General features: G+C 42.8%; 18 protein-coding genes, 1 pseudogene and 1 riboswitch. Of the genes and pseudogenes, 3 read left to right on the top strand and 16 right to left on the bottom strand.

The genetic code is table 11. From position 1 onward, the window contains the following. The first annotated feature begins 17 nt into the window (after positions 1-17). Positions 18-1,103 (top strand): Rap family tetratricopeptide repeat protein, encoded by a 1,086-nt coding sequence (locus C6347_RS01195; RefSeq protein ID WP_060597562.1) that lies wholly within the window; start codon positions 18-20, stop codon positions 1,101-1,103. 19 nt (positions 1,104-1,122) lie between these two features. Further along, positions 1,123-1,263: a hypothetical protein gene (locus tag C6347_RS19125; RefSeq protein ID WP_162839379.1), complete on the top strand. Its 141-nt coding sequence runs from the start codon at positions 1,123-1,125 to the stop codon at positions 1,261-1,263. Positions 1,264-1,311: 48 nt separating this feature from the next. Here C6347_RS19125 and ywaC read toward each other — a convergent pair whose 3' ends face one another. The 5 genes from ywaC to C6347_RS01170 form a co-directional block, all read right to left on the bottom strand. Continuing rightward, complete coding sequence (ywaC, locus tag C6347_RS01190) at positions 1,312-1,944, bottom strand: GTP pyrophosphokinase YwaC (RefSeq protein ID WP_003215004.1); 633 nt, start codon at positions 1,942-1,944, stop codon at positions 1,312-1,314. Positions 1,945-2,038: 94 nt separating this feature from the next. Further along, positions 2,039-3,052, bottom strand: coding sequence for an ABC transporter permease (locus C6347_RS01185; RefSeq protein WP_034660426.1), 1,014 nt, complete (start codon positions 3,050-3,052; stop codon positions 2,039-2,041). Continuing rightward, entirely contained in the window at positions 3,049-4,545 is a 1,497-nt protein-coding gene (locus C6347_RS01180; RefSeq protein ID WP_106071309.1) for a sugar ABC transporter ATP-binding protein, read from the bottom strand. The genes C6347_RS01185 and C6347_RS01180 overlap by 4 nt, the downstream gene beginning before the upstream one ends. Positions 4,546-4,614: 69 nt before the next feature. After that, positions 4,615-5,733 carry a sugar ABC transporter substrate-binding protein gene (locus tag C6347_RS01175; RefSeq protein WP_106036398.1) on the bottom strand — a complete coding sequence of 373 codons (1,119 nt, stop codon included), beginning with the start codon at positions 5,731-5,733 and terminating at the stop codon, positions 4,615-4,617. 168 nt (positions 5,734-5,901) lie between these two features. After that, a riboswitch (SAM riboswitch) is annotated at positions 5,902-6,011 on the bottom strand. 116 nt (positions 6,012-6,127) lie between these two features. Continuing rightward, positions 6,128-7,555: a DUF1565 domain-containing protein gene (locus C6347_RS01170; protein ID WP_106036571.1), complete on the bottom strand. Its 1,428-nt coding sequence runs from the start codon at positions 7,553-7,555 to the stop codon at positions 6,128-6,130. Between the two features lie 368 nt (positions 7,556-7,923). Here C6347_RS01170 and C6347_RS01165 point away from each other — a divergent pair, with 368 nt between their 5' ends. Further along, entirely contained in the window at positions 7,924-9,015 is a 1,092-nt protein-coding gene (locus C6347_RS01165; protein WP_060597564.1) for a branched-chain amino acid aminotransferase, read from the top strand. A 314-nt stretch (positions 9,016-9,329) separates the two neighbouring features. On the opposite strand, the gene C6347_RS01155 is transcribed toward C6347_RS01165, so the two are convergent. The 11 genes and pseudogenes from C6347_RS01155 to gdhA form a co-directional block, all read right to left on the bottom strand. Beyond that, entirely contained in the window at positions 9,330-9,728 is a 399-nt protein-coding gene (locus tag C6347_RS01155; RefSeq protein WP_106036396.1) for a hypothetical protein, read from the bottom strand. A 117-nt stretch (positions 9,729-9,845) separates the two neighbouring features. Further along, positions 9,846-11,174: a 6-phospho-beta-glucosidase gene (locus C6347_RS01150; RefSeq protein WP_060597566.1), complete on the bottom strand. Its 1,329-nt coding sequence runs from the start codon at positions 11,172-11,174 to the stop codon at positions 9,846-9,848. Then, on the bottom strand, positions 11,171-11,497 hold the full coding sequence (locus tag C6347_RS01145) for a PTS lactose/cellobiose transporter subunit IIA (protein ID WP_003215078.1): 327 nt from the start codon (positions 11,495-11,497) through the stop codon (positions 11,171-11,173). Before C6347_RS01145 ends, C6347_RS01150 begins: the two co-directional genes overlap by 4 nt. Positions 11,498-11,523: 26 nt before the next feature. Further along, positions 11,524-12,873, bottom strand: a complete 1,350-nt coding sequence (celB, locus tag C6347_RS01140; protein WP_060597567.1) for a PTS cellobiose transporter subunit IIC — start codon at positions 12,871-12,873, stop codon at positions 11,524-11,526. Positions 12,874-12,887: 14 nt separating this feature from the next. Then, entirely contained in the window at positions 12,888-13,193 is a 306-nt protein-coding gene (locus C6347_RS01135; protein ID WP_034660433.1) for a PTS sugar transporter subunit IIB, read from the bottom strand. Positions 13,194-13,315: 122 nt separating this feature from the next. Further along, positions 13,316-15,259, bottom strand: coding sequence for a BglG family transcription antiterminator (locus C6347_RS01130; protein WP_060597568.1), 1,944 nt, complete (start codon positions 15,257-15,259; stop codon positions 13,316-13,318). Positions 15,260-15,496: 237 nt separating this feature from the next. Beyond that, positions 15,497-15,871, bottom strand: a complete 375-nt coding sequence (locus C6347_RS19370) for a class F sortase (RefSeq protein ID WP_338712639.1) — start codon at positions 15,869-15,871, stop codon at positions 15,497-15,499. After that, the gene (locus C6347_RS19365; protein ID WP_258182042.1) at positions 15,775-16,110 is read right to left on the bottom strand and encodes a sortase family protein; all 336 of its coding nucleotides are present in this window, start codon (positions 16,108-16,110) and stop codon (positions 15,775-15,777) included. Before C6347_RS19365 ends, C6347_RS19370 begins: the two co-directional genes overlap by 97 nt. Positions 16,111-16,180: 70 nt before the next feature. Beyond that, positions 16,181-17,565 (bottom strand): annotated as a pseudogene (locus tag C6347_RS01120) (copper amine oxidase). 124 nt (positions 17,566-17,689) lie between these two features. Further along, a complete protein-coding gene (locus C6347_RS19360; protein WP_223250414.1) occupies positions 17,690-17,803 on the bottom strand; it encodes a hypothetical protein in 114 nt (37 codons plus the stop codon). An 83-nt stretch (positions 17,804-17,886) separates the two neighbouring features. Beyond that, the gene (gdhA, locus tag C6347_RS01115) at positions 17,887-19,257 is read right to left on the bottom strand and encodes an NADP-specific glutamate dehydrogenase (protein ID WP_106071308.1); all 1,371 of its coding nucleotides are present in this window, start codon (positions 19,255-19,257) and stop codon (positions 17,887-17,889) included. Positions 19,258-19,286 lie beyond the last annotated feature (29 nt).

The raw sequence follows: 19,286 nt of genomic DNA, 5'->3' as shown, positions 1-19,286 counted from the left end.
AGAAAGGAGGATATAAATTGGCCGAAACAGGTGTTTTGTCGTCCGTTGATGTAGCGAATATGTTAAATGACTGGTATGTCATGATGAAAAAAAGAGAAATACAAGGTGCGATCCAGCTAAAAGAAGAGATTCTTCAAGCGTTTGATCGAATGGAAGAGAATCAAGACGTCTTACTTTACTATCAATTGCTAGAGTACCGTTTTAAGGATCTCATCGAAGATACAGCTTCGTTGGATCATAGTCTTTTTGTTGATGAAAATGCGATCCGTACAGATGACATGCTCAGTTACTATTTCTATTTCTTTAAAGGGATGTATGAAATGCGCAGAGGCAATCAGGATACGGCATTTCACCTTTTAAAATTGGCCGAGGATAAATTAGATCTCGTGCACGATGACATTGAAAAAGCAGAATTTCATTATAAAACAGGGTGTCTTTACTATAATATAAGGTCCACGCTTCTCTCCATACACCACTTAAAGATGGCTTCATCTATTTATGACGCAGATCCATGTTATGTGAAAAAATCAATCAGCTGTCAAATGATGCTCGCTTTGAATTATGCTGATCAATCGAAATATGATGAGGCAGAGTCATTATTTGAAGAAGTAATTCATTCACTAGAACAAATGGAAGACCCAGATTTACTTGGTCACGCGTATTGCAATGCAGCTTTTATTAAAAGTCTTAGAAATGAATACAGTGAAGCTGTGCCGCTCCTAGAAAAAGCTTTATTGATCGAGACATTTGAAACGTCTTCTCCAGGCGGCTACTTACTTGCCATGTATGCCTATACAAAAGCACTGTTCAAGCTGAAAAAGCCTGGTTTGTTCCACTATTATGTACAGCTTTCACTACAAAAAGCAGAAAATTTAAAACAACGAAACATTTCACTTAAATTATCCATTTTAGAAACACTTATGCTTCAGCCAGACAACATGATGGAGCAAATCAAATCTTATTGTGATCAATTAGAATCTATGAATTTCCTTGTCGATCTTGAAGCCATCTGTCAGGATGCAGCTGCTTACTTAACGGATCTTGGACTTCATGAAGAATCCACTTATTTCTGGAACAAGGCGTTGTCCTTAAAAACTTGTTAAAAATATGGAGTGATGTATGATGAAAAAATGGTTTATCACAACTGCGATTTTGACACTCTTGATAACAGGTGTTTCCATTGGCGCTTCTATCCAAAAAGACAGCCAATCTGCACAATCTCAAGATATCATTCAAAAGAGAGACCGCGGCACCAATCCTTAAAAATGAAAAAGAGCAGCTGTGAATATAACAGCTGCTCTTTTCTATGCGCTAATCAATTTCTCGTTTAATATTTTGCATTTTTTCATCTAAGTAATGGGCGATATCTGCCGCTTCCTTCAATTCATCGGTCAGCTGATGAGGGACATCGTTTTGCAGTTTATAATAGATTTTATGTTCAAGGCTCGCCCAAAAATCCATCGCTATGGTCCGCACCTGAATCTCAACCTTCACATGCTCCACACGATTCGTTAAGTACACAGGGATTTCCACAATTAAATGAAGACTTCTGTAGCCATTTGGTTTTGGATGTTGAATGTAATCCTTCACTTCAAGGATTTTTAGATCCTCTCTTTGCCTCAATACATCCATAATATTATAGATATCTTGAATAAAAGAGCAGATGATACGGACACCTGCGATATCATGGATATACTCCTTGGCACATTGTGTTGTGATGTCGCATCCTTTTCTTGCTAATTTATTTACAATGCTTTCAAAGGATTTGATTCGTGATTTTGTATGCTCTATTGGATTGTGTCCATGGATTAAATTATATTCCTGGCTGATAATTGAAAACTTTGTATCCATTTCATCTAATGCAAATTTATATACTAATAATTCATTTTTCCAGTCTTCCATGACGTTTTTCAAATCTTCTACATGAGTTGCTGACATATTCATTTCTTTTTGTCATCTCCTTTTGGGAAACGGCGGCTGCACCGCTTTCCGTTTACTAGACGGAGAAAAGACTCAAAAGGTTTTAAAAAATACGTCGTCAGCCTCGCTGTTTGTAATACGTTAACGCCAGCGCAAGCGCGAGTACAGAGCCTTTCACAATATCCATCGCGTAATAAGGGACAGACATCATCACAAGTCCATTTTGCAAAATACCGATGAGCACAGCCCCAATAAACGTACCAAATGCATTTGGCTTTCCTGCTCCCATGACGGAAAAACCGATAAAAGCTGCCGCTACGCCATCCATTAAATAAGGTGCGCCAGCATTTATTTCCGCTGTCATCACCCTTGATGCCAGCACAATACCACCGATTGCTGCAAATAAAGCCGAGAGCAGATATGCTGCGATTTTATATTTGTTTACATGAATACCGGACAATCGAGCCGCTTCCTTATTCCCTCCAATAATGTACATAAATCGGCCGTGCTTTGTGTAGGTCATGAAAACATGTGCAAATAGCACAATGGCTGCCATTAAGAGAATGATATATGGCACCTGGCCGATTTTGCTGAAAAAGGCGGGGATTGTGCCCGTTGAGAATGTACCGTCAGGCAGCACCATGTTTTCAGAAATGGTCGCCCCTTTCGTATACGTTTGAGCCAGTCCTTGAATGATAAACATCATAGCTAATGTCATGAGCATATCTGGAATTTTCATTTTGACAATCATCAAGGCATTGAGTAAACCAACAATAAGGGCAGCCGCTAGCGCAGAGAGGATCGCAATCAGCGGGTTTTGCGAAAACCACACGAACATAGAAATCACAATTGCATTCGATAACGTTGCGACTGATCCGACTGATAAATCAAAGCCGTTTACTGCCAATGAGATGGTAAGGCCCACCGCAATAATGGTCACAATGGAGATAGACCGTAATATATTGATGATATTCCCTGATTGCAAAAACGCTGGATTCGCTGCCGCAAATACCACAATCAATACGACAATGGTTAAGATCGTGCCATATCGATAAAAGAAATCAAATAGATGAAAGGATGGCCGCTGTTTTTTCATTTGCTGCACAGGGGCTGGAATTTGTCGTTCACTCATGATTGTCCTCCTGTTGAATGATATAAAAGCTCTTCCTCAGTCGTTGGCGCAGTCATTTCCCGGGCAATGCTGCCATCATACAGCACGTAGACTCGGTCTGCGATACCTGCAATCTCCGACAGCTCACTTGACGCATAAATCACAGATTTCCCGCGGTCGGCAAGCTCTGCAATCAGGGTGAAAATATCTTTTTTCGCTCCAACGTCAACGCCTTTTGTTGGTTCATCAAAGAGATAGATATCCGCTTCAGCCAGCAGCCATTTTCCTATGGAAATCTTCTGTTGATTTCCACCGGATAGATGCTTCACCTTTGCTTCAAGAGATGGGGTTTTGACACCAAGCCGTTTGACGATTACGTCTGCTTCCCGCTTTTCCTTCGAACGATGTAAGAAGCTGAACACTCTTGAGAATGAACGAAGACTTGCAGCCGTTAAGTTCCATCCCACGCTCTCTTCTGTTAGAACCCCTTCCTTTCTACGTTCTTCCGGCACAAGGGCCATTCCAGCTCTCACGGCTTGATGAGGCGATGTGATGCGAACGGTTTGACCATGAAGCTGCACAGTTCCCGTCTTTTTTTCTGAGGCGCCGAAAAGGGCTTTACACAATTCCGTTTTTCCAGCACCGACAAGGCCTGCAATTCCGAGAATTTCTCCCTTTTTCACGTGAAGATGAATGTTGCGTAATTTATGCTGGTCGTTTAGCTGCTTCACTTCAAGCACAATAGGTGCATCCTTCAAAGGTGTACGGAGCGGGAATTGCTCCTCTAATGGCGCACCTAGCATTTCTTCAATAATCTGCTGCGGATTTGTATCTTGAACGAGGTGTTTTGCGACATCGGTTCCATTTCGCATCACTGTCAGTTCATCACAGATGGTGAAAATTTCAGGCATGCGATGGGAGATAAACACAATGCCCGTTCCATTCTGTTTCAGCCGATCAATCATTGAGAATAACTTGCTTGTTTCTGTATGACTAAGAGGGGCCGTTGGTTCATCTAAGATTAAAATGCTGCATTTAATCGAAACGGCCTTGGCAATGAGCACCATCTGTTTTTCTGCAAGGGTCAGATCACTCACAAGGCGTTTTGTGGAGATGTCGATGTCCATTTCTTTTAATAGTTGAGCTGCCTTACGGTGCAGCTCTTTCCAGCCGACAAATGTTTTTTTCTCAATCTGATGCATCATCATATTCTCACCAACACTTAAGTAGGGAACTAGCGCCGTATCCACTTCTTGATGGACCGTCTGCACACCATATGAGGCCGCATTCTTTGGGGTTTGAATGGATGCCGCCTGACCATTGATATGGATGCTTCCTTCATAGTGCGAATGAGCGCCAGAAAGAACTTTCATTAACGTGGACTTCCCAGCACCATTCGCTCCAATCAGCGCATGAACCGTCCCTTTTTTTAATGTAAAATTCACTTGATCTAACGCTTTTACTCCTGGGAATTCAATCGAAATATGTTTCATACAAACAAGCGGCGAAGTCATAGGTGTCCTCCTTCTCATGATCATCATCTGAAAAACGAAACACTCTCTATGGAAGAGAGTGCACGTCGTTTATTTTGTATAATGCTTCTTCAAGGTCTTCATCCAATCTTCTTCAAAAGCAGTCGATGAGCCGAACCCCTTCACTTCGTCTGCAAGATTGACCATATTGATGGCTTTTCCTGCTTGTTGAAGCTGATTTTGCGAGATGAGAGAGGCCTCAAGGTCATAGGAAGATGGCGTTTTCTCACTCGCTATTTTCTTCGCAAGAATTCTCACGTCAACAGCGCCGATGAGCTTCGGATCAACCGCTGCTGTGTACTTCCATGGACTTTCTTTCGCTGTCATTTCTTGAAGATCAGCATTTGACACATCAATCCCGTAAATCTTCACTTCTGTTCTTCCTGCTTCCTTTAGCGCTCTTGCTGCGCCAATGGCAAAGGCATCCCACGTGGCAAAAATAGCGTCAAGTTTACCCTTTGGATATTTATTCAGCATGGCTGCTACTGCATTTTGCGTTTGAACAGACGTATCAGAGGAAGCAATGCCAAAGCGGTCAAGTTCCTTGATCCCTTTGTGTTGGTTGAGCGTTTCTTGATAGACCTTGTTTCGTCTCACCATTGGCGGGAACCCATCTACCCAGAGGTATGCAATATTTGCTTTTTCTTTAAAATCAGATACGAGTGCGTCTAATGATTTTTTCGCTAATTGTTCGTCATCTTGAGACGTCACTGTGACCCCTTTGATGTCCTTCAGCTTAGGATTCGAATCAAACGCTACGACTGGAATGCCCTTCGCTGTAATCTTTTTCACGTCAGCGACGGTCGCCTCGTCGTCCCCATGAGAGATGATAAAGCCATCATAATTTTCTTCCAGCGCCTGAGAGATCGCATCATGGAATTTCGCTGTATCTCCATTTGCGGTGTAGACATCTACCGTAAAGCCAAGCGCTTCACCTTCTGCCTTCGTCCCAGCTAAAAACTGCGCTGTATGATCATCTCCTCCGATTTTACGGATGACTTTAATTTTTGCTCCCTGTCCCTTTGCAAATCGCTTCGGTACATTGTCAAAGGAGACCTTTTCGTTCGCATTTGCCTTTGAGCCTGCACTTGATCCAGTGCCGCAGCCCGTTAATAGGATCGTCAATACCATTAATAATATAAGACATGATGTAAAATGCTTACGCTTCATTGCTGTTCCTCCTCAAGTTGTTTTTATTTTTCACATCGGAAAACTAGGTAAAACAGTGGGAAAACGCCAGTAAACTGTTCTTTCATTTGAAAAAGAGACGAAAAAAAGCCTCTCCTGGAAGAGAGGCTTGATCACCGTTGCATGAAACATGTATCGGGAAGTCTTCCTCTCTTATCTGTCAAAGCTGTAACAGCTTTGCAGGAATTAGCACCAATTTCTATAGTAGAAACGGTTGCCGGGCGTCATAGGGCCAGTCCCTCTGCCTCTCTTGATAAGAGATCCGTTATGAAATTTTGTTTTAGTTAAAATGTCTTCTTTACTTTAATGTGATGTCACATCAATGTCAATGATTTTTTTGAAAATTTAAAACAATGCGTTTGTGGTTCAGACATGCTTAACTTCCGATGATTTTCTTAGCAGGTGATGATTTCTTCAGGCGAAAGTCATATTTTTTCTCATTCACAAATTGTGGATTGAGGTGTGCTGATCCTTTATCTTGGCCGCTTTTCAAGAGATACGTTTTGTAGCCTTCCATCCATTTCCCACGCCATACCCACTGTGATGCCTTTGCACCTTTTCGGTCGTCATACACGTTCTTCTGGAAGGTATTCTTTTGATTCACTCCATAAAGATTCACGACTAAGTAATGCGAGGCACTCGCTGTCATAATATTATTCGTGATTCGATTGTTCACGGCTTGATATTGCATCAACAATTGACCGCCTTCTAAGCCGGCTGTGTCATTTTTGTACAAAATATTATGTGAGATCGTCGTATTTGTTGTTCCGCCTCGCTTTTTATCATAGCCGCCAATTGAAATACCTGTATAACGGTTCAAATACACTTGATTGTGTTCGATGCGAATGCGATCTGCCATTTTTCCTTTATGTTCACTTGTGACTTCAATCCCCAGGTCATTGTGATGTGTGATGTTATGATCAATCACAATGTCCTTCCCGCCATCAACATAAATTCCGCCAGCGGAGATGTCTTTGCCATAGGCTGGATTCCCTGCACTCGTAATCTCATATACTTTGTTTTTAGATACGACACCATTTCTAACTTGATCGTACTTTTTAGAAGGTGCTACGTTCTCAAAACCAATTAAATCAATGCCTATATTATCTGTGTGGCGAACCGTGTTATGTGTCACACGGAACTTGTTGACGTTCCCATTTAGCACAAGCGCTTCACTGAAGCCAAGCTTTAATTTTTCAACAGTGTTTCCTTTGATTTCAATGTCTTCAATGGCCGCAGGAGCTTTTGTTCCATAGACCGCAATACCGTGTGCATTCCCATTTTTGTGTTTCGTCTGAATGTCATACACTCGGTTGTTGAGCAGTTTGACGCCTTTGCCGCTTCCTTTGATGAAAATACCGACTGGTGTCACATCTTCCTTATTCGTCTTGAGATGTCCCACCGTCAGACCTTTGAGGGTGATGTAGCTTTTTTGATCGATCGTGACAAGACCGCCATCTGCTTGATTTCCTTTAAGAGAAGCCCCGCTAATGACAGGTTTTTCTTTTCCGTAAGCTTGAAAGATAACGGGTGCTTTCTTTGTACCTGAATGGCGGACAATCAATTTCTCTTTGTATGTGCCGCCTCTCATGTAAATGGTTGCCCCGGCTTTCGCCATACTTGCCGCTTTTTTCAGCGTGCGAAAAGGTTTTTGCTTCGTTCCCGGGTTTTTGTCGTTTCCGTTTGGCGCCACGTAATAGGCTGTGCTTTGCTTAGCGCCAGCCTCCTCTGTCATCGCTTGACAGCCGAAGCTGATCACGGTCATGAATAAAATAAGTAAAATGCCTAGTATCGCTCGTTTCATCTTGTTGTTTGCTCCTTTCACTTCTCTTCTTCCTTTATCGGTTAAAAAAAAGAGGATTAAAATATGAGAATGCCCCTTGCAATGTACTAGTCAAAAGGTGTATGGTTGAAAGAATATCTTACAGGAAAATCATCCGCTTTTAAATTGTCAGATTAATCAGTTAATAATGCATTTGGATTTTATTTCTTTATTAAAAAGGGGTGACATGAGGCAGACTGATGGCAGAGAGAAGGAAAGCGCTTTAACAGATTTTTCTTATCTGAATTCCAGAAAAGCTATTGCTTATATTTTGTGAAGGTATAGAATAGAATCATAATTATTTCATATTATTAGAATTTTCAAATAATCAAACAGCAAGGAGATTTACGATGCCAAAACAACCCATCCGCGTTGAACTTAGTTCAACAAAAAAACCAAAACCTCAATCTGATCAACTTGAATTCGGAAAAATCTTCACAGATCACATGTTTGTGATGGATTATTCCATTGATCAAGGCTGGTACGATCCCAGAATTATACCTTATCAGGCCATTCCAATGGACCCAGCTTCGATGGTCTACCATTATGGGCAATCTGTTTTTGAAGGCTTAAAAGCTTATGTTTCTGAGGATCAGAAAATTCTCTTATTCCGTCCGGAAAAGAACATGGAACGCTTAAACAGATCCAATGACCGCCTGTGTATCCCGCAAATTGATACAGAAACGGTTTTAGAGGGCTTAAATGAACTCATTCGCATTGATAAGGATTGGGTACCTGATGCAGAGGGCACTTCCTTGTATATCCGTCCATTCATTATTTCCACTGAGCCGTATTTAGGCGTTGCGCCGTCAAGCACGTATAAGCTGCTGATTATCTTATCTCCAGTGGGATCTTACTATAAAGAAGGCATCCACCCGGTCAAAATTGCAGTTGAAAACGAATTTGTCCGTGCCGTTAAGGGCGGGACAGGAAATGCCAAAACAGCTGGAAACTACGCCTCAAGCCTCAAGGCACAGCAAGTCGCTGAAACCAAAGGCTTTTCACAGGTTCTTTGGCTTGATGGAGTCGAGAAAAAGTACATTGAAGAAGTCGGGAGTATGAATATCTTCTTTAAAATCAAAGGAGAAATCGTGACGCCTGAATTGAACGGCAGCATTTTAGAAGGCATCACCCGTAACTCTGTACTTGAGCTGTTAAAACATTGGGGTATTCCAGTGACAGAGCGTAAAATTTCGATTGATGAGTTAATTGAAGCACATCAATCAGGTGAGCTTGAAGAAATCTTTGGAACTGGAACGGCGGCCGTCATCTCTCCTGTCGGGGAATTAATTTATCACGATCAGCCATATGTAATTCAAGATGGTCAAACAGGTGAAGTATCGAAGAAATTGTACGAAGCCATTACTGGTATTCAAAAAGGAACACAGCCAGATATCTTCGGCTGGACAGTAGAAGTCGACTCGGTCGTCAAACAGACTTAAGCATGTAAAAGAACCTTTCAGTCATGAAGGGTTCTTTTTTTGTTTATTTACCCCTCCAATATACCTTATAATGGTAATCATACGTATAAGGAGTGATGGTATGTTTTTTACTTATCTACTAGCGTTCTTTGGTATTTGTATCGGATCGATGATCATAGCTACAGGTTTCGACGATTCACCGTTCCTCACCCGGTTTCTATTTAAGTTTCTCGGAATTTCTATCTTTGTTCTTTCTATTACTTTTGTGAAGGTTAGACGAAGGAGGTTACGCAACAAAAAGGCGAAATAGACTCAGATGTCCAGTCAGCCTTCCATCAAATTGTGCACCAAAACAAGACCGATACCCCCACAATCGCCCCTGCATATATCCACTGTTTCCTTTTTATGCTCCGCTTTCTTTCGATCAGTAAAAAGATCTCTGGTAAAAAGACGATGATGATTTCTAGGATAAAGACAAGGTGATAAACAAGCGGCATGGGCTGGAAATCAAAGTCTCTTTCATCTCCACCAATCGTTGCGAAATACATCAACAGGTTGGTCACTGGAATGGTAAAACAAACGAGCAGGCGGAGAACATAAATCCACACATACTGTCTATGACGAATAAGACCAATAAATGAAGCAATGATGCCATACAAAAACAAGACCACTGTGCCGTAACTCATCAGTGGTTGAACGATAAAGCCGTAAAGCATTAAACCAATTGCAACCATATTCAAACCGTCCTTTCTTTGAAGCCATACATGCTGTTTTTTCTATCATACACTTCTTTCTTGAATTCCCATATGGGGCAATGATAAAAAACGACCCCATAAAGGGGCCACTTTGTTTTACGCTTTGACTGATTTGAAGAATTGCGGTAAATATTCACGATGCGCTTCGAGCATTTCATCTAAAATTTGCTTTGCAATTTCATCAGATGGGACAAGCGGATTAATCGTCATCGCCACAAGAGCCGTCTCGTAATCTCCTGTTACAGCCGCTTCTGCTGCCACACGCTCGAATGATTTGATTTGTTGAACGAGCCCTCTCACAGCTACAGGCAGATCGCCCGTCGCAATTGGTTTTGGTCCGTCCTTCGTAATGATACAGTTCACTTCAACCGCTGATTCAGCCGGAATGCTGGCAATCGCCCCTCTGTTCACTGTATTGACAGGTTGGATGTCATGCTTATCATTATAGATGGAGCTGATTAAGTTACATGCCGCATCACTGTAATATGCCCCGCCTCTTTTTTCGAGCTGCGGTGGTTTAATCGATAAATCAGGATTTTTATAGAGCTCAAATAATTCTTGCTCAACCTGCTGTACAACCTCTGCTCTTGTTCCTTTTTCTTGGGCTGCTTTTTGCTCTTCTTCCAGCATATCTTTTGTTTTATAGTAATAGCGATGATACGGACATGGGATCACCCCTAAGCCTTTTACAAAAGAAGGTTCCCAGTTTTTCGCTTCAATGTTCTTCATAGACCACTGACTATTCGGATTTCCCAATTCATCGAGCACTTGATCCTTGATGCTGACCCCGTCTAAATACACGTCTAACCCATAGACCATGTGATTGAGGCCCGCAAACTGTACCTCGATCCGCTCAACATCTACATCAAGCGCCTTGGCAATCCCCATTTTCATCCCAATGGGTACATTGCATAGACCGACTACTTTTTTTAGATTCGTGTAGCGCAGCACAGCTTCTGTGACCATGCCCGCCGGATTTGTAAAGTTCACAAGCCATGCATCTGGACAAAGTTCTTCCATATCCTTCACGATATCTAGAATGACTGGGATGGTTCGAAGTCCTTTAAATAAACCGCCTGGTCCGTTCGTTTCCTGACCGATGACGCCGTATTTGAGCGGGATTCTCTCATCTTTTGCCCGTGCTTCCAGCAGTCCTACACGAAATTGTGTCGTCACGAAATCTGCGTCCTTCAGGGCTTCCCGGCGGTCAAGCGTCAGGTGTACCTCAATCGGCAGACCCGCTTTTTCAACCATGCGTTTCGCGAGAGCGCCCACGATGTTTAACTTTTCCTGACCCGCTTCAATATCCACTAGCCATAATTCCTTTACAGGCAATTCATGATATCGTTTGATAAACCCTTCGACAAGCTCAGGCGTATAGCTCGATCCCCCGCCTATTGTGACAATTTTGATTCCATCTTTCATGAATTGACACCTCCGAGTTGCTTCATTTTTTCATGGAGCTCGATGATTTCCGCCGCGAGTTCCTTGACGGTCATTGCGTTCATGAGATGATCCTGTGCATGGATCATTAAGAGACTGATGTCGGTCTTTTCTCCTCTAATTTCTCCTTGGATCAGCTCTGTTTGTGCGTGATGCGCCTCATTTAACGCGTCTTGTGCTTCCTGCAATTTTTGCTTCGCCTCATCAAAATTTCCTTGCTTTGCACATGTAATGGCCTCCATCGCGGAGCTTCTGCCATTCCCGCCGTGTAAGATGAGTTGAAACACAATTTGTTCCATTTCCATCGGCCGCATCCCCCTTGTTTCCTCTATTACATGCTGACGACATTTTCATCAGTTGATGCTTTTGTTTCTAGCTCACTTTCTTCTTTTAATTTCTGCTTATCCCACATTCTAAAGAATGGGTAGTATAAAGCGAATGACAACGCCAGGTTAATCAGCTGCATGACAGCACCAGAGATTTTGCCTCCTGTGGCGAGATAGCCTGAAATGATGGGCGGCATGGTCCATGGGACAGCAATCCCCGCCGGTTTTGCTACAAGTCCTGTGCTCATTCCGATATATGTGGTGATGATCATCATGATTGGCGTAAGGATAAACGGAATGAGAAGCATTGGGTTCATGACAATCGGCATTCCAAAAATGATCGGTTCGTTGATGTTAAAGATGGCTGGCCCAATGGCAAGTCGGCCAAGCTGTTTCATTTGTTTACTTCTGGCACGTAAGATCATCGTCAGCACTAAAGCAAGCGTTGCACCGCTTCCGCCGACATTGATGAAGATTTCAAAGAACTGCGCTGTGAAGATATTTGGCAGCACTTCTCCTGCTTGGAATGCGAGACGGTTCTCATCCATCGCACCGAGCCAAATTGGGCCCATGACGCCGCCGACAATGGTTGCTCCGTGAATACCACATGCCCAGAGGAGCATTTGCACACCAATGGCGACAATACTTCCGCCTAAGCTTCCACCAAGAATGGAAAGCGGTGTGCCAATTAAGACCGTGATGATATTATGAATACTCTCAAATGGTGTCATCTCAATCACAAGTCTAACGACCCAGATCAGCGTGATGACCACAAAACCTGGAATAAGTGCGATAAACGATTTACTCACTGCTGGCGGTACACCATCAGGCATCCTAATGACGATATTCCGCTGGACAATGAATCGGTAAATTTCAGTTGAAAGCATGGCAATAATCATGGCAACGAATAACCCTTTACTGCCCATCAATGTGACTGGAATTCCCCCACCTACTAGGATGGCTTCTGTTGAGCCTTCAGGTGTGAAAGGAACTTGATATGGTGTCGCCAAAAGGAAAGCTGCAACAGCGATCGCACCAGATGATAGGGCATCCACTGCATACTTTTCAGCAAGCCTGTAGGCAATCCCGAAGGTGGCAACAAGTGCCATAATGTCAAAGGTTGCATTAACAGGATAGGATAGTTTCGTGGCCCATTCAGCTCCAAAGATACTTGCCATAAAATCGCTGTATCCTGGGATCGGAAGGTTGGCTAAAATGAGAAACAGTGAACCGACAATAATGAGAGGCATGGTTAAAACAATTCCGTCACGCAATGCTTGTAAATGTCTTTGAGCGGCAATCTTCCCTGCAAACGGCATGACCTTCTCTTCTAGAAATCGGTTGAATCCATTCATCCCTTCCGCCCCCTTTATCCGTTCACTAACTGTTCAGCAGATTTTAAAACCTCAGCCCCATTACATACGCCATAATGCACGGTATTAATGACGTCGACTGGAATTCCTTTTTCTTCTCCGAGCTTTTTCATTTGTGGTAATAAATATCGAACCTGTGGTCCTAATAAAAGCACATCGGCTTGATCAATATGACTTTTTGCTGAATCTCCTGATACTGCCCAAATACGATAGTCTTTTCCTTGTTCTTGTGCGCTTTTCTCCATTTTTGTGACTAGTAAGCTTGTTGACATACCTGCTGCACAAACCAATAAGATGTTCATGTGTAAACGCCCCCTTTTGAAAGTGTGAAGCTTTTCTTTACACATTCATCATATTATGAAACCGCTTTCATAAACACCTATACTTTTTCCTTTAGGAAGCGGAAAAAGTTAAGATCACACTGTTAGTTCTTGTACGAAGGGACCTTTTTATACATGATATCCAGCATGTCTTCAAATGTATCACAGGCGATGAGATGCTGAATGAATTTCACATTATGCACAAGCTCGCCCAGCAGACGGTACATCCCTTTTAAATCTTTGGCATTCTCTTTTTCGACACAAAGCAAGCAGACAAATTGAACTTTTTTCTCTCCCCATATGATCGGTTTTTCTAATGTACATATCGCCCAAAACGTCTCTTCTGTCAGCGGCGTCATAGGGTGCGGAATGGCTGTATAATGCCCGAAGGATGTCGGTGCAGCCTCTTCTCTTTCCATCACAGAAGGTGTAAGCTCTGCTGGTGCTAACCCCATATCGATGATTTTTTCCGTGAGAAAGGTGATGACCTCTTCCTTTGTTTGAAAGGCGCATTTTGTAAAGACCAATTCCTTTTTCATATATTGAGAGGCCAATGTCACCCTTGTTTCACTCGTCAGGGCTTCTTCAATTTTTAAAAAGTCGCCGCCTCCCAAAATGGTGTTTACTTGTATGACTGGAATCGGTAAATCCATCTGAATCGGGACCGTTGTAATAATCAAATCCAGGGCATGTAAAGACACATGCGGAAGCGAATAAAGCTCTGCTGTTCCTAAAATGGTCAGTTTTGACCCAAATTGTGACCGCAAACGATCCTGAAGCAGCCTTGCACTCCCTGCACCAGATGCACAGACAATGAGACATCGCTTCGGCGGAATCTCCATTTTCCTCCTCTCTAAAGCCGCACCAAAATGAAGCGCCATATATCCGATTTCATTCTCATGAATACTCAGTCCCTCCTCTTCTTCTAGGACCCTGCTGGCGATAATACCTGCTTCAAAAGCAAGTGGATACCCCGCCTTTATTTCATCAAGCATCGGATTTCTTAAGTTCATTCCATATTTACACCGGGTCATGGCTGGCTTTAAGTGCAGACTCAGTCCAATCATTAATTCCGCATCGCCGGCTAAATCAAGCTGCAGTTTTTGATCAATGGCTTGGAGCATAAGCTGAACAAGACGGCTCGTGTCATCATCCACAATTTGTTTTTGACCACTCGATGAAAAGGACTGTACCATTTTGGCTGTTCCTAATAAATGAATGGCGATATAGACGATCTCCTCTTGTGGAAAAGAGACGTCCAGCAGTCCTTCAAGGCGTTCCACCATTTTTTTAGCGACCTTATATTCCTTTGCCTGTGGTATCTCATTGATTTCCTCTGGCAAAACAGATACATAGTTTCCGTGTCTAATCCGTTTGCAGGCAATCGCAACATGAACGATTAAATTATTCATGCAAATGTCTGATAGATTCATTCTTTCTTCATTGATATAATCAATCATTGTTTTCTGAATCAATTCCAATTCATGTTTTGGCAAAATGGTGACTGCTGTGTTCAGCATCGTTTGGCAGGAACGGCGTTCATTGAATAAATATTCTGACATACAATAACGAATTTTCATCTCCGATCCTTTGATCCGGCAGCCTTTATTCGGCTTCGCTTCCAGCTTAAGATCAAAGGGCTCAAGCTTGCGTTTGACCCATTTCATATCGTTACTCATCGTCGATTTACTAATAAACAGCTGATCCTGTAAGTCTTCCAGTTTCACATAAGACTCTGCGAGAAGCAGCTTCTTTAAAATAAACCGAACGCGCTCCTCCGGCAGAACAGCCAGTGGCTCTTCCTGTTCGACCTCCTCTTTCATAAAACGGCGAAAGGCATTCTCATCGTTGATCAACAGCTCATAGCCAGCTCCTCGAACAGCTGATACAGCCGCTTGATAAGGAGCGAGACGGTCGTTCAGTTCCTTGATGTCTGTACGAATGGTGCGGCTTGTCACTTGTAAGCTGACAGAAAGCGCAGCGCTTGTGAGCGGGGTCTCCGCTGCCATGAGCTGACTTAAGATGTGCGCCAGTCTTTTACTCAGCATCAGATCGGCCTCCTTATGTAAGGGTGGAGAATCTGCCTTGTCTGGACAAGGTGTATACGCTTGCAGTTCTCTTCATTACTCATATTCTACTGAAAAGAAATAAAAATTGCCAACTCATTTATATGACAAACGCCCCTATTTATACAACAAACCATATCTAATGACCTATGAATCTTTTTGTAGGACTCTGGCAGAAACCATAAAAAAAGGCGCTACACCTCCGTGTAATCTCCTTTTTTATGAAGGGATCAGCTGGGTAAAGACAACCAGTCTCTTTTCATGAGTCCCTGCTGCATGATCAAATGTCCCTGTACACGTAATGAAATTGAGATTCCGTGTAAAAGCGTACCCGAAAAACGCATTCGGCTTTTCTTCACGCGGATAGCTTTGCACTTTGATCACTTCAAAAGTTCGCTTTTTTCCTGACGAGGACGTCACGATTACCTTGTTTCCCTTTTTTAGCTCCTTTAATCGATAAAAAACAGAAGGTCCCCATTTATTATCAACATGGCCATTCATGACGGCATTTCCTTTATCTCCTGGCTTTGGACCATCTTTAAACCAAGCTGTGTTGTCCGTATTTTTGGGACGCCCATACTGCCATCCTTTGATAAAGTTGTTTTCTCCACTTTTGCTTTGACATCAATCGCCGGAATCGCAATTTCAGCCGGGACAATACCAGACGGTTCGTCTTTTAACATGTCTTGTGAATGAGACTGTTTTGCGGCTTGGTTTGTTGTCATTTTTTCAGGAGATGAGGTTGTTTTAGAGGATGACGAATCAACCATAGATTGTGATGCGCAGCCCGTGATGATGAGAAGCATCAGAAGACCAAACAACCACCTTTTCAAGTCAGTCTGCCTCCTTTTAAAGAAAGGAACGGCACGATTGTGCACGTTCCCCTTTCCTTTTTATACGAGCTTAATTTGATGTCTTACAGCGAGTAAGGAAGAACGCACCCGCTGCACCGCCAGCTAGGATCAAACTTGCGATCATTCCCGCAAATGCTTCATATGACATACCTAAAGGACCGGCTGTGCCTCCCATACCTGTTTTCGGCATTTCATTAGGCATGTTGGATTTGAACAGTTCAGGATGCTGATCAACAATCGCTGCTGCGACATCTTGACCGACCATGAACATATGACCGTACGCTTCTCTCACTGTTGGATAAAGCTGATCATATTCGCCATTATGGTAAGACGTATATGTTTTGATCAGCTCATCAATATGCATTTTCAAGCCAGCTTCTAAATCCGCCGCCTTCAAACGTCCATCTGTCGCTTGATCTAGAAATTTCGCTTGCTTCATCCGATACGCATCTAAGTTTTTCACAGCTTTTTCTTTCGCTTCTTTGTCTCCTGATGCATCCGCTTTGACATAATCAACTAAGTAACCGATATGGCTTGACCAAATGGCTTTAAATTGTTTCCCTGCATCCTTGCCATAAACAGAGGCAATCGCATCAGATAAATCATTCGTGTTTTCGTTCAAAGCTGCGGCTGCTTGATCAAAGTCCTTGCTGCCATCATTTCCTTTTTGCATGGCAACGACTGCAAGTGCCAAATGCTCTGAGAACAAGTAGTTTAAATCTTCACGAAGATCTGCAGCTGGTGTATCGACTGATTTATGATCAAATTTCCCAGGAAATTGATCTGTGATCGCCCACGATACGCCTTTGCCTACTTCAAACATATGATGAATGGACTTTCTAACGGTTTCATAGGTCGTATCAAAATCCTTTTCTGTGTAGCTGTCAAACGCTTTTAGCAGTTCATTCACATGCATCTTCAAGCCTTCTTCAAGTTCACTTGCTTTCAATCTCCCGTCTGTTGCTTGATCGAGCATATCGGCTTGTTTCATACGATATTGGTCAAGCTGCTTGACTGCTTTCTTTTTACCTGCTTCATCTTTCTTTGCCGTTGCTTGTACATAATCAACAAAGTAGCCGATATGGCTTGACCAAATGGCTTTGAATTGTTTCCCTGCTTTTTTTCCGTACACAGAGGCGATGGCATCTGATAAGTCATTCGTGTTGTCATTTAACGCTGCCGCTGCTTGATCAAAATCTTTACTGCCGTCAATTCCCTTTTGCATCGTGATCACTGCTAAATAAGCATGCTCCGAAAACAGCTGGTCTAGTGCTGCTCGAAGATCGGTTGCTTTGTTTGACACTTCTTGTGACGAAGACGTCTTCTTTTCCTCTCCATGCATATGTCCTTCGCGTGCACTTGCGATATGAGCTGCCGGAAATATAGTAATGCTGCGCTAAGCGGGATAGTTAAAATCGCTTTTTTCATGTTCATCTGTTATTGCCTCCTCTTTCCGTTTGTTATGTACTTAACGGAGAGAAGCATGAAATGGATCATTCAAATCTATTATTTTTTCGTTCAGGGCTCAATCGGTAATGCTTGCATAAAAAAAGCCGGATTATCCGGCTGATACGTTACGACGTTTAGATGCTTTTCGCTCTTTATATATTTTCCTCACCACTGGATAAATCACTGGTGCCCATTTGACAATTTGTTTCAGCCATTTTTTCATTTCTCCCGCGCCTCCTTATTGTCATTCTTACAAGGACGATTCCCCATCTTGTCATGAAATAAACAGGTGCGGGAGAGCAGGAGTTAAATCACGCCTTGTGCGATCATCGCATCTGCCACTTTGCGAAATCCTGCAATATTTGCTCCTACGATTAAGTTTCCAGAGTGTCCATATTCGTCTGCTGTCTCTGTACACTGACGATAAATCGTCTGCATCATTTGTTTCAGCTGATCATCTACTTCTTCAAATGTCCAAGACATTCTTGCACTATTTTGTGCCATTTCCAGTGCTGAGACACCTACCCCGCCAGCATTCGCCGCTTTTGCCGGCGCAAATAGAATATCATTCTGTTCAAAAACTTTGACTGCCTTTAGAGTAGAAGGCATATTCGCTCCTTCTCCTACCGCAATGACACCATTTTCCACGAGCTGCTGCGCTTGCATCTCAGATATTTCATTTTGCGTTGCACATGGAAGCGCAATATCACAAGGAACAGACCAAATTTGTTCACAATCTTCAATCAATTCGGCATGCGGGTGAATGTCTATGTATGCCCCAATCCGTTGATTGCTCACTTCCTTTAGCTGCTTCACAGTCTCAAGTGAAATGCCTTGAGGATCATAAATCGCTCCGCTTGAATCACTGCAAGCAACGACCTTACCGCCTAGCTCCATGACCTTTTCCATCGCATAAATAGACACATTTCCTGATCCAGACACAACAACTGAATGCCCTTCAAATTGCAGTCCATGCGCTTTTAACATTTCTTCCATAAAGTACACCAGTCCATAGCCTGTCGCTTCTTTTCTCGCTAAGCTGCCTCCAAATCCAGGACTTTTCCCTGTGAGCACACCCGCCTCATAAGCACCGCGCATTTTCTTGTACTGTCCGAACATATAGCCAATTTCGCGTGCCCCTACGCCAATATCACCTGCTGGTACATCTTGATCAGGTCCAATATATCGGCTGAGTTCACTCATAAAGCTTTGGACGAAACGCATGATTTCTCCATCAGATTTCCCTTTAGGGTCAAAATCTGATCCACCTTTTCCCCCGCCGATCGGCATACCAGTCAGTGCGTTTTTAAAGATTTGTTCAAATCCTAAAAACTTAATAATGCTTGCATTGACAGATGGGTGGAATCGAATGCCTCCTTTATAAGGACCGATTGCACTATTGAATTGAACCCTGAAACCCCGATTGACTTGTACTTTCCCCTCATCATCTACCCAAGGTACACGAAATACCACAAGCCGCTCAGGCTCAATGAGTCGTTCTAAAATGCCCTGTTTTTCATACTCTGGGTGTTTTGCAAAAACAGGAACGAGTGATTCTAGAATTTCTTTTACGGCTTGCTGAAATTCCTCCTCACCAGGATTTCGTTTTTCCACCTCCTCTAACACACGGTCGATGTAGCTTTGTGCTGTTTGTGCTGCTCGATCTAAGGTCAACATGTCTCATCTGCCTCCTTGTAGATATCTTC

The sequence above is a fragment of the Bacillus sp. NMTD17 genome (assembly GCF_002998735.1).
In the GTDB taxonomy this organism is placed as follows: Bacteria; Bacillota; Bacilli; order Bacillales; family Bacillaceae; genus Bacillus.
Note: the sequence above shows the minus strand (reverse complement) of the source record. Positions and strands in the feature narration are given on the sequence as shown.